At 46.7% G+C, this 11,771-nt stretch carries 11 protein-coding genes; 5 read left to right on the top strand and 6 right to left on the bottom strand.

All coding sequences use genetic code 11. From position 1 onward, the window contains the following. Positions 1 to 15 precede the first annotated feature (15 nt). From ACFPIB_RS04130 to ACFPIB_RS04110, 5 genes are all read left to right on the top strand, one after another. On the top strand, positions 16 to 624 hold the full coding sequence (locus ACFPIB_RS04130; RefSeq protein ID WP_378016166.1) for a hypothetical protein: 609 nt from the start codon (positions 16 to 18) through the stop codon (positions 622 to 624). Between the two features lie 32 nt (positions 625 to 656). Further along, complete coding sequence (locus ACFPIB_RS04125) at positions 657 to 1,118, top strand: nitrous oxide reductase accessory protein NosL (protein WP_378016165.1); 462 nt, start codon at positions 657 to 659, stop codon at positions 1,116 to 1,118. Positions 1,119 to 1,294: 176 nt separating this feature from the next. Beyond that, positions 1,295 to 2,626, top strand: a complete 1,332-nt coding sequence (locus ACFPIB_RS04120; protein ID WP_378016164.1) for a nitrous oxide reductase family maturation protein NosD — start codon at positions 1,295 to 1,297, stop codon at positions 2,624 to 2,626. Next, positions 2,613 to 3,314: an ABC transporter ATP-binding protein gene (locus tag ACFPIB_RS04115; RefSeq protein ID WP_378016163.1), complete on the top strand. Its 702-nt coding sequence runs from the start codon at positions 2,613 to 2,615 to the stop codon at positions 3,312 to 3,314. The genes ACFPIB_RS04120 and ACFPIB_RS04115 overlap by 14 nt, the downstream gene beginning before the upstream one ends. A gap of 15 nt (positions 3,315 to 3,329) precedes the next feature. Further along, the gene (locus ACFPIB_RS04110) at positions 3,330 to 4,097 is read left to right on the top strand and encodes an ABC transporter permease subunit (protein ID WP_378016162.1); all 768 of its coding nucleotides are present in this window, start codon (positions 3,330 to 3,332) and stop codon (positions 4,095 to 4,097) included. Between the two features lie 416 nt (positions 4,098 to 4,513). Here ACFPIB_RS04110 and ACFPIB_RS04105 read toward each other — a convergent pair whose 3' ends face one another. From ACFPIB_RS04105 to ACFPIB_RS04080, 6 genes are all read right to left on the bottom strand, one after another. Further along, positions 4,514 to 5,605, bottom strand: coding sequence for a YncE family protein (locus ACFPIB_RS04105; RefSeq protein ID WP_378016161.1), 1,092 nt, complete (start codon positions 5,603 to 5,605; stop codon positions 4,514 to 4,516). Between the two features lie 195 nt (positions 5,606 to 5,800). After that, on the bottom strand, positions 5,801 to 6,295 hold the full coding sequence (locus ACFPIB_RS04100; protein WP_378016160.1) for a 6-pyruvoyl trahydropterin synthase family protein: 495 nt from the start codon (positions 6,293 to 6,295) through the stop codon (positions 5,801 to 5,803). 8 nt (positions 6,296 to 6,303) lie between these two features. Then, a complete protein-coding gene (locus tag ACFPIB_RS04095; RefSeq protein WP_378016159.1) occupies positions 6,304 to 8,118 on the bottom strand; it encodes a nitronate monooxygenase family protein in 1,815 nt (604 codons plus the stop codon). Between the two features lie 335 nt (positions 8,119 to 8,453). Beyond that, a complete protein-coding gene (locus ACFPIB_RS04090; protein WP_378016158.1) occupies positions 8,454 to 9,653 on the bottom strand; it encodes a proline dehydrogenase family protein in 1,200 nt (399 codons plus the stop codon). Beyond that, complete coding sequence (locus ACFPIB_RS04085) at positions 9,634 to 11,040, bottom strand: cbb3-type cytochrome c oxidase subunit I (RefSeq protein ID WP_378016157.1); 1,407 nt, start codon at positions 11,038 to 11,040, stop codon at positions 9,634 to 9,636. Before ACFPIB_RS04085 ends, ACFPIB_RS04090 begins: the two co-directional genes overlap by 20 nt. After that, positions 11,037 to 11,468: a c-type cytochrome gene (locus ACFPIB_RS04080; protein WP_378016156.1), complete on the bottom strand. Its 432-nt coding sequence runs from the start codon at positions 11,466 to 11,468 to the stop codon at positions 11,037 to 11,039. Before ACFPIB_RS04080 ends, ACFPIB_RS04085 begins: the two co-directional genes overlap by 4 nt. Positions 11,469 to 11,771 lie beyond the last annotated feature (303 nt).

Here is an 11,771-nt window from a genome sequence, read left to right as displayed (position 1 = left end):
TAAAATCTTATCGCCATGAGCAAAATTTCAAAAATCTTGATGCTGCTGGCGGCCCTTTCTATGAGCCTCCTGTTTATGTTCCCAATGTGGAAAATATTTCTGGAAGCCCCGCAATACCCGGAAGGACTGGAAATGCACATTTGGGTAAACAAACTCGGGGGAAACTCCGAATACGCCCTCCAGAATTTCAACATTCTGAACCACTACATCGGTATGGAAAAAATTAACGCCGATTCTTTTGCTGAACTGAAATACATGCCATATATCGTTTATTTTATGATGGCTTTTGGGGTACTAACTGCAATTCTGAATCACCGCAGTTTAGTAATGACCTGGTTTATAGCTTTGATATTTGCCGGAGCTGCTGGCCTGATAGATTTCTATTTATGGCTCGTGAAATTCGGTACAAACTTAGATCCGCAAGCGCCCATTAAAGTACCGGGCATGACTTATATACCGCCTTTTTTAGGCAGCAAACAATTGCTTAACTTCAGCGCTTTATCGCTCCCCGCCGAAGGTGCGCTGGGCATAATTATCCCGATGATCCTGGCTTTTGTTGCCATTTACATTGAATTCATTCACCGAAAAAAGCGCAAACCTATCACTTCTCCGCTACCAGTTTAAACTGAATTTCTGAACCAACTCATACCGCACATATGAAACCACTTTTTTTGCCTCTGACCCTAGCGTTTTTCGCGCTGCTTTTTACAAGCTGCGAAGCTAAAAAACAACCCATTGCTTACGGCCAGACCAACTGCGCCCATTGCCAAATGACCGTTTCGGATAAACGTTACGGCGCGGAAATGGTGCTAAAAACCGGCAAAGCTTTGTTCTTCGATTCCGCGGAATGTCTTGTACAATACCTGGAAGAAAACCCCGACGAAAAAGCAAAAGGCAAGATGTTTCTGGTTACCAATTTCGACAAACCCGAAGACCTGCTTGACGCCGAAGATGCCATTTTCCTGCAAAGCAAAAACCTGCCGAGCCCGATGGGCATGTTCCTGACCGCCTTCCAGAACCGGGCCGCTGCTACCAAAATGCAGGAGCAGCAAGGCGGCCGCATTTTAACCTGGAACGAAGCTGTGCAAGCTGTAAAGAACAACGAAAAACCGCAGTAAAATTCTCCGAGTTTTTCGGCTGAAAAGCATATCGTTTTTGGAGCAATTTCATAAAAGTTTTGTCATGTTGAGCTTAAGCGAAACAACTTGTCGGCGGTTTATAGAAACGCTTCTACTGAGAGCTGACAAGGTTCTTCGCTAGCGCTCAGGATAACAGAATTGCTTCTGGTTATAAGTTGGAAGGAACAAAAGTAATGGATATTCCCGATTATAAATTTAAGCCGCTTTATGTATTTCCGTTGGCTTCAGCCAATGGCTATTGTAAAGCACTTTTTCTCTTCATTTCCCTAGCTTTTTTTGCTGCAAATTCCGCTTCCGCTGCCGAACTAAAAGTCTGCAAAACCTGCGATTTTAAAACGGTAAGTTCGGCAGTAAAAGCTGCGAAACCTTATGATAAAATTCTGGTGCAGCAAGGTTATTACGCGGAAAACAACATCGAAATTAAAAAGCCGCTGCAACTAATTGGCGTGGGAAAACCGGTGATCGATGCGCAGAATAAAAAAGGCATTTTTCAGGTAGAAACGCGGAACGTAACCATAAAAGGTTTTGAATTGCGCAACGTGGAAGTAAGTTACCTGCGCGATTTTGCGGCCATAAAAGTGTACGAAGGCGCGCACGTTACCATTACCGATAATCACATTAAAAACGCGTTCTTCGGTATTTATCTGCAACGCACCGATAGCTGCACCGTGGCCCGGAATTTAATTGAAGGCGAAGCGAGAACTGAAACAACATCCGGCAACGCCATTCACCTCTGGTATTCCGATTTTATTCAGATTTCAGACAACAAAACCAGTGGCCACCGCGATGGCATTTACCTGGAATTTGCGAAACGCTGCACCATAAAAGATAACCTGAGTTTTAAGAATATCCGTTACGGTTTGCATTTCATGTTTTCCGATGGCAATACTTACACGCACAATACTTTCAAAAACAACGGCGCCGGCGTGGCCGTAATGTACACCCGCGACATCGTGATGCAGCACAATACGTTTGAGCACAACTGGGGTCCGGCGGCGTATGGTTTGCTATTGAAAGACATCAGCCGGAGCACCATTTCCAACAACCGCTTCATTAAAAATACTGCCGGCATTTACATGGAAGGTTCGTCGTATCTGCACATCGAAAAGAATACTTTTCAGGGAAATGGCTGGGCGTTGCGCGTGCTTTCGAGCTGTTCGGAAGATACCTTTCGGCTGAATAATTTTATGAGCAACACCTTCGATGTTTCTACGAATGCCAGCAGCACGAGCAACTTTTTCGGCCATAATTACTGGGACAAATACGAAGGCTACGACCTGAACAAAGACAAAATCGGCGATGTGCCATACCGGCCGGTGAGTTTGTATTCTCTGGTGGTGGAACGGGTGCCGAGTTCCATTATGTTCCTGCGCAGTTTTATTGTAGATTTAATGGACCGGATGGAAAAAGTGATTCCGTCGTTCACGCCCGAAATGCTGAAAGATGACAGTCCGGTTTTAAGAAAATACGCTTATGATCACGTTTGAAAACCTGAGTAAAAGCTACGGCAAATTACAGGTACTGAATAATATTTCCGCGCAATTCAACACCAACCAGGTTGTGTCTATAATCGGTCCGAATGGCTCCGGCAAAACCACCATGATCAAGTGTCTGCTCGGCATGGTAATTCCGGATTCCGGCCGCATTTTAGTTGACGGTCAGCCGGTTATCAGGCAATGGGAATACCGCAACAAAATTGGTTACATGCCGCAGATCAGCCGTTTTCCGGAAAACATGAAAGTGAAACAGCTCTTCGATATGATGCGCGACATCCGGAAAACCACCAAAAAACCGGACCACGAACTGTATGATCTGTACAACATTGGGGCCATGTGCGAGAAAAGTTTAGGCTCGCTTTCCGGCGGCAACAAACAGAAAGTAAGCGCTGCGTTGGCTTGTCTTTTCGATCCCGAAATTCTGGTTTTAGACGAACCAACTGCCGGCCTCGACCCGCTGAGTTCGGAGATCCTGAAAACGAAAATTCTGAAGGAAAAAAGCAAGGGCAAACTCATCCTGATCTCTTCACACATCATGAGCGAAATTGACGAACTAGCCGATGATATTTTCTGCCTCGTAGACGGCAATTTCCGCTTTTACCAGAGCATAGAATCGATAAAAGAAGTTACGCAGGAAACCCGTTTGGGAAAAGCCATTGCCAAAATGATGGCCGTTTAATTACCGCTGAAAATCATGAACAAGATCATCAAATACGTACTTTATGACATCCTGCGCAGCCGCACCATTATTGGTTACACCGCGTTTTTATTGCTCATGTCGTTCGGCTTATTCAACCTGGAAAACGACCCGACCAAAGCCGTACTCAGTTTGCTGAACGTAGTGCTGTTAATTGTGCCGCTCATCAGCATTATTTTTGGAACGATCCACTTTTACAACTCCACCGAATTTATTGAATTACTGGTAGCGCAGCCTATAAACCGCCGTAAGATTTTCATGAGCGAATACCTGGGCGTCGCGCTTTCTTTGGCCATGGCTTTTGTAGTAGGCGTAGGCATTCCGGCCATGCTTTTCAACCCCGGACCTACTTCCCTTTACCTGGTAACTTCAGGCGTTTTCCTGAGTTTTATTTTCACCTCGCTGGCCTTTCTTTCCTCCGTATTAACCCGCGACAAAGCCAAAGGAATAGGTATTGCCTTAATGCTCTGGTTCTACTTCAGCCTGCTATACGACGGCCTGGTCATGTTCATTCTTTTCTACTTCGCCGATTACCCACTGGATAACGTTACCCTAGCCTTACTTTCCCTGAACCCCATAGATCTGGGCCGCGTTTTGGTGCTGCTAAACGTAGATATTTCCGCGCTAATGGGTTATACCGGTGCCTTATACAAAAGCTTCTTCGGCAACTGGACCGGTATTGCGCTGGCTTTCGGCTTGATGATTCTCTGGGCGGTAATTCCGCTGTATTTTGCGCAGCGGAAGTTTGTGAAGAAGGACCTGTGACCCCACCCCGCCCCTCCCCTAATTCAGAGGAAGGAGCTTTAAAAAAAGGTAGCGTAGAATTTAAACCCTACGCTACCTTTTTTTTATTCATCCCACAAGTTTAGGCGCAGCTGCAACTTGTGGGTTTCTATTTGGTCAGTTTGTAACTGACCTTGCCTGCAAGGCAATTGACAAAGCCAGCTATGGAAAACGCTATGGTTTTGGCATCTAAAAGTCACGTTGAAAAATAATTTTGCTTTAAAACTTTGCTGAAACGATAGGGATTTGAAGCAAAAAAGTCGCAATGCTTCCGCCAGTTACAAACTGGCTAAATAAAAAAACCACAAGTTACGGCTGTGCTTAAACTTGCAGGATGAAATGTAGAAAAAACGTTAGGGTATTAACCCGAAAAACTCAATTCAATCCAAGTCATGCAATTACGGCATCCCACCAGTTTCCGACAAAAAACTGATACCATTAGGTGTAAAACCTACCGGAATGGTGGCAATTACTTTCTCCAACGCAACATCAATCACCGAAACAGTACCATCGTTAGTGTTGGTAGAATAAGCCGTTTTACCGCTTTTGCTCACCACAACGCCATGCGCCGCATTTCCTACATTTATGGTATTCGTAACGGCAGCCTTTTCAATATCGATCACAAAAACTTTATCGGAAACCGGGCGATTCAGCAAAACGCCCTGATCACAAACGAAGAATTTTTTGCTGTCGGGTGTTGGGTAAAGCTGGATCGGGCCTTGAGCGATTGCGGGCAACGAAATGCGGTCTAAGGTTTGGGTTTGCAGGTTGTAGCGCACTACTTCTTTGGTATCGAAAAGCGAAGCGAAAACGTATTTTCCATCCTGAGAAATTGCCGTTTGCACTGCCATTCCTCCTACCGGAATTTCCGTGATCTGGCCGGTTGAAACATCAATAACCGAAATACTTTTGTCTTCCAGGTTAGCTACGTAAAGTTTGCCGTTATAATAGCGAAGGCCGTGCGGTTGGTGATTAGCCGGAAGCGTGTAAACGTTGGAAGTATGGAAGGTTTGCGTATTAATTTGCAACACCAAGCCGGCTTCGGTTCCGGTTACGTACGCAAACTTCGATTGGGAGTCCAGCACCACATGCGCCATGTGCAGATGTACGCCCATATTTTTCCGGTAGATCACAGAATCCGCTTTAGCATCGATGATCACCAGCTTTTCGTCGGTGGTATGATCCATGGGCACGCCGGTTACCCAAACCGTGTTTCCGTCGGGCGCAACCTGCACGTTGTGTGCCATCAAAGCGTTGGAATTTCCTTCGTTTATGTTGATGGTTTTCAGCACTTTGTTCGTAGCCGCATCGATCACCGAAATGGTTCCGGCGTGTTCATTCGCAACGTAGATCTTGCCAGTTTCAAAGATTGGAAATGGCTCAGGAACTTCTTCCGGATCCGTATGTTTACAGGAATTCAGGTGCATGCTCAGAAGCAAAAACCCGAGCAGCAGAAGCAGTTTTTGAAATGGAGTTAAGGTAGCGCGCATGATCGTTACATTTAAGTTTAAAACCAAAAAGCACAGCGTTTCCGAACCGGAAAATCACAGGAAGGCACGTTGGTATTTTTAGGCATTTCTGGATCGATTTTAACACTTAAATGTGCCGGAACCAATCCGAAAACGCTATGCCTTTCAGGCCAAAACCTACTCGCTGTTACTTCCTTTACCCCTACTTTCAGAATCTCAGTTAAGCAGCGCTTCCGCCATTTCTGCTGAAAAATTCTTAGCTCCAACATTATCCGAAGCAAACCACTCCGCATAAGAATTTTCCGTTTCCGAAAGCTTTAAACTGTGAAGTTCAATGTTTTCCGGAAGTTGATTTTGCAGGCGGCTTTTAATATCGAGGAGCATGTTTTCGCAGCTGGGTTGGTAAGGCAAAAGCACCAGCTTTTCGCCGTTCTTTTCCAGTTGTTCAACAAAACCTACCGGTGCTTTTTCGTTCAGTAGCAAGGCATGGTCGAAGGGTTTTATCACGGAAAACTCTACCGTTTTTTTCAGGTCGCCGAAATCCATGACCATGCCGTTTTTCGGGTGGTTTTCGTCCTGTAGCGGCGTTCCGATTATAGTTACAACCAGCTTGTAACTATGCCCGTGAATGTGCCGACACGCGCCGTCGTAACCCAGCAACGCGTGCGCGGTTTCGAAGGTGAATCTGCGGCTTAAACGTATCTTTTCCATCTTAAAAATCAAGCGCCGGCAAGTGCATTTTCATCGATCATCAAGGCATCGGCAGCTTCGAATAATTCTTCTTCCATCAGGAAATATCCGTTGGCATTTTCCGGGAACAAGGTTGGCAGCAACTGCCGGTAATAAGCAATGCCCTGCAACAGGTTTTCGCGGAAACTACGCAGGTATTTTTCCTGTTTATCTGTCGGGTTTTCGAGCTGCGTATTCTTCTGTTTCAGCCAGTAAGTCACGTACATTTTCAACTCGTTCACGAACATGTGCGGACGATACGCTTCGTTCAGAATATCGTGGCGGCCATAAATGTGGTCTACCATTTCTTCCAAAGAAAATACGCCGGAAAACCATGCTAAATTCGGTCCCGGACAAATGGCAACGGCGTTGCGATTCTTGGTTTTGATGTCGTTCACCACCAGAGCGGTATGCGCCAAACCTTCGCACAAACACTCTTTGGCCAGCACGCTATCTACTTCTTTCTGATACACTTCCGGCGCTAAATTGGCCGCTTTCAGTTCTTCCAGTTTGCGCACCTGGTACTTGCGCGACGCCGTGCAAATGGGCTGATCGGTGAATTCGGTGTTGGATACGAGGTGCTTTTTTACGCACGGACTGCCCGGTTTTCCTTTGGCAATGCGGCTTAATTTCAGTTCTTCGGAAGTAGTGTTTCGCAGCGAATTGAACGGCACACCCAGCGGCGAGATCGGGCTTAAATAAAGATCTTCTTCGCGGGCATCCACCAGTTTTTGCAGGGTATTTTCATCTACGGTAGAGGCTTCCGGAACGAGCAAAAACGGCGTACCCCAACCGGTGGCATCGGCACTGTAATGTTCGATTAAAAACCTCTGTTCCTCAGCCGTTCCGATGCCGCCTTGTACCGTTAATCTGGTTTCAGGTGCTTCCGTTGGAACAGGCCAGTTTTTCGCTTCACAGGCAGCTTTGTACAAGCCGAAAAGTTCCTGCCGCAAAGCTTCTCGATTTTGCCGGAATTCTTCCAGGATCGGGCCCATTAAAAAGCCATCAGTAGCAAAGGCGTGGCCGCCGCAATTCAAACCAGATTCGATGCGGAATTCGGAAACCCAAAGTCCTTTTTTCGCCATGATTTTGCCCTGCACGGTCGCCGAACGATAATCGCTTACTTTGATAATGATCTTCTTCTTAAAACCGTTTTCGCCGTACTGAAAAGCCTCCGGAAATTGCTCCATGTAGCCGTACAAACGCATGTTCATGCCCGCCGAAAAAACCACCGAAGAAACGCCATCGGAAGTAGCAAAACCACGCAAACCTGCCAAGGCATCGGAGAACACAGAAGGCAGCGGTGTACCGTCTTTTTCATAGTTCGTTTTGTCAAGTTTGGTCATGATATTAACGTCCACAGCACCGGGTTGAACCGCTTCGCGCAACTGATTTTGAAGCGCAGTTTTTTCAGTTTCATCTTCGGTTTGCAGCATTTGGTTGTACAGCTTTTTGAGCGGCGAACTTTCGGGCAACATCCGGAAATATTTGCTGATTCGGGACGTGGCATCAAAGGCTTCTTCGCGGATCTTGCCGGTTAAAATTTGCACGTATTTATGCAGCAAATTAAGATAAGCGTTTATGCGACGGGCACGGTAATCGGGCTGGTCAGGCGTAATGGCTTCGAACGGTTCACTGAACTTATGGCTGTAATGTTCGCGCATCTGCTCGATCAGGGTATCGTCTGAAAGCGAAACAACGGAACTGATGCCGTACGGCCCCACTTTGAGCGGCGAATCGATGGAAAATGCGAGGCCCATTACCGGGATGTGAAACGTGTGAAGATTGGTTTGCTGCATCATCATATTTTAAAAATTGTGGCTGTTTTATAGGTTGTCAGCCGGACTATTATTTGGTTACTTTTTATTGCGGTTCAAGTACCGTTTTGCGGTTTTTATTGCGTCATTCTAATTGTGAATGCTTTTCCGGATGTATTCATCCGGAAATTTCCTGTTGGGGATTTATCAATCCCCATATTTGATTAAAAACGAGGGTCAATAGACCCGCAATAGGTAAGATTCGGATTAATAAATCCGAATCAGCAAAGCTTTTTAGGCTCAAATCCCTATCATTTTTTTCAACTTTTCAAGCCAAAAACCCTATCTTTTTTACGAGTTTTTAGCCTTTACCCCTAGCGTTTTTACAAATTCCTCCGCTTCATTTCAGCTTCTAACAAGTTCAGTTCGCGGCTCATCTGGCCGGCAATGGCGGTGTTTTCTTCGGCGCGGCGCATGAGGTAAGGCATGGCTTTTTTCACTTCGCCATAGGGCAGGTATTTGGAGGCGGAAAAACCGGCTTTGGCCAGCGCAAAAGTGAGGTTGTCGCTCATGCCGTAGAGTTGCGAAAAATGCAGCACTTTGTGGTGGAAACGAATGTTGCTTTTGTGGATTTCGTTTACTAAAAGTTCGGTGCTTTTCTGGTTGTGTGTGGCAATGCAAAGGTGTACTTTGGGTAGGTGACGCAGGCAAAGCAGAATGGCGTCGTCGAAGCTTTTATCGGTGCCGGCTTTGGTATCGAAAACCGGTGATGGCTGGCCGTTTTGCGCAGCACGTTCGCGTTCTTTTTCCCAGTAAGCCCCGCGCACCAGTTTTATGCCGAGCAAACCGGGGCGGTCTTCCATGCGGTGAATAAAATCTTTGAGGTAAGCCAGGCGATCGGTGCGGTACATTTGCAGCGTATTGAAAACCACGGTGCGTTGCTGGTTGTACATGCGCATCATTTTTTCAGCAATGTCGTCGATCGTTTTCTGGATCCAGCTTTCTTCGGCGTCGATGTACACGCTGATGCCAGCTTCGGAAGCGCGTTTGCAGATCTCGTGCAGGCGGTAAAAGGTTTTCTCTAAAGAGTAATCTTCGGCGTCCGTTAACTTCTTGCCGGAAGTTACTTTTTCAAAAATTTCCGGGTTTCCGAGGCCAGTCATTTTAACCGAAATGTAACCGATTCCCGGGTTCTTTTTGGCAAGCTTGATGTTGTTCAGGATCTGGTTTTTCACGTACTCAAAACCGGCTTCCGTTACTTCAGCTTCGGCGGCATAATCGAGTACGGTGTTTACCTGAAAATTGTGGAGTTTTTCTACCACATTCAGCGCTTCTTCTACGGTTTCGCCGCCGCAGAAATGTCGGTAAATAGTGCTTTTCAGCAGGTTTTTCACCGGCAAACCTAAGCTCAGACTCCACTTAGCGGCAGTGGTAGAAAACTTCATGAGCGCCGGAATATTCACGACCTTAAAAAGCCAGTATGCCAACCGAAGTTCGTTATCGGATTTGTGCGCAAAAGCGTGTACCAGATTGTTAAAATCGGGCTGCGCGGTGGGGTTCGGATTAAGCGTATTCGGTTGCATATTCCTTATTTTTAAAAGGTTCAATTTCGTTTGAAGGTGAAATAACTTCGGGTTCCGGAAGCGGTTTTTTACCGGAAATGAATTGCAGTAAAAGCGGGAAAATGACCAGAACAAATCCGAGGAAAAGGAAAATTCCGGCCACGATGAAAACCGCGAAAAACGGTATCAGTTTCTGCATTAAAAGTGCGTGAGGGAGTTCCGGTTCGTACCATTGAAACCAAGCATTCATTAAACCTGCGCCCATTAAAGCCAGCCAGAAAACCAGCAAACTTCCGTTGCTCAGCCAATATCCGAACTTCACTTTCGCTAAATTTTTAACAGAAAGCGCCCCGAAAATCTGGCTAAAAATGTAGAAAGCCAGCGCCAGCAGGATCATGGAATTGATACCGATGGTCGTGCCCATGGCGTGCGCTACCGTTACATGTGTACCGTGCGTGTGCAGGTTCAGCGCCGGAATAGACATGAGAATCGCTACGCCCAAATTCAGAAAAACCCAGACATCGGCGGCGGCTAAAAAACGGTAGGGAATCTGGTAGAAAAACTGCTGCATTTCACTTACGCTGCGTTTCCATTCCCAGAGAATTTTGCCGAAGATGAGCAGCTCGGTCATGCTTATTAAATAGGCCGTGTGTTTGATGAACGGCGAAACCGGCAGCGCGTAAATGTGGTGCCCCCAGTTAAACATTAAATTCGTTAAACCCAGGAACCAGAAAAAGAAGGTTTTGCGGGAAAAAGCAAAGCTGTTGTCGCCGCTTATTTTGGCCATTAAAAAGAAGGCCGCGCCGTAAATAAGCTGGTTCCAGGAACCTACAATGGCGCCGTAACTTTTCCACTGCACGGCCATATCGCGCACCAGATCGTTGCCGAAATAAGGCAGCAGCCACAAATACGATTCGGCTAGGGAAAGAATGAAAAACGAAATGCCGGTGAGCCACATCCAGTAATATACCGGCCAGCGCTGGACCTTTCCGTAAACCGACCGCCAGAAAATACTCAGAAAAACTACCCAGGCCAGCACCAGCGGAACGGCTAAATACGGCGGAAATTCCCAGTATTCGCGTCCGCCAAAATTACCGGTAAAATATGCAATGGCGCTGCCCAAAGCCACAAAACAAACCAAACCGAAATGTAGTAGAATCCATTTTCTGGTGCGGCGTTTCAGCAGTTTTTCGGCACCTAGAAAGTAATACACGCAACCCGAAGCCCCGAGCAGCAACCAAAAAACCACCATGGAAACGTGCAGTGGCCGCAGCTTGGTAAACGGTAAAGATTCGCGCCACAAACCGGGCAACACGTATTGCGCCGCCGCGAGCATGCCAAAGAACATGCCCAGCAGTAAAACCGCTAATGCAGTTGCAATAAAAAATGTGGCCGGATTGCGTTTCATTTCTGCGTTTCTCCTTCCGAAGTTATAGTGCCATCGAGCCCGATCTGGTAACTATGCACGCGGTTGTTTCCGCTTTCATCGGCGTGTTCCAGGAAAGCCAAAAGCGCTTCAATTTCAGTGTCGTTCAGGTGGAAATTGGGCATAACCTGCGTACCGTTTTTCATGATGGCCGCGGCGTAATTTTTTCCTTTTCCTTTGGTGGAAAGCGTGTTGGTGAGATCCGGACCGAGGTAACCGCCCAAACCATAAAGCTGGTGACAGGAACTGCAATTGTGTTGTTGCCAAAGCGTTTTTCCGTGCACCGCTTTCGGATTTACCGCATTAGTTTCCGGCACAGCCTGCGTATAAACAAAGCCCGAAAACACAGCGAACACGATAATCAGCACGGTATAAATAAGGCGGTGGCGGGGAAAATTGCGTTCGGGCATAAGCAGAAAACGTTAGGGAAAATGACCGGAAAACCCGGCATTTCATCGACCCGAAATTAGAGCTGATTCCCCGCCTCAGCTATGATGCAAGTCAGCCCGAAAAATGACCTTGGTCATTATGCGAAAAGTCCCTCTTTGGAGGGGTTGGGGGAGGATTTCACGCATTGTCATTTCGACGCAAGGAGAAATCTCCCGAGGAAGGTAGAAAGCCAGAATAGAAGATAGTACTATCTTGAAGAGATCCCACCTGTCGTCGGGATGACGCAATAATGTGGTCCTCCCCCTCCCCCCTCCAAAGGGGAC

It is taken from the genome of Adhaeribacter terreus (assembly GCF_042657365.1).
Lineage (GTDB): Bacteria > Bacteroidota > Bacteroidia > Cytophagales > Hymenobacteraceae > Adhaeribacter_A > Adhaeribacter_A terreus.
The sequence above is the reverse complement of the archived record's forward strand: the minus strand, read 5'-3'. Positions and strand labels throughout refer to the sequence as shown.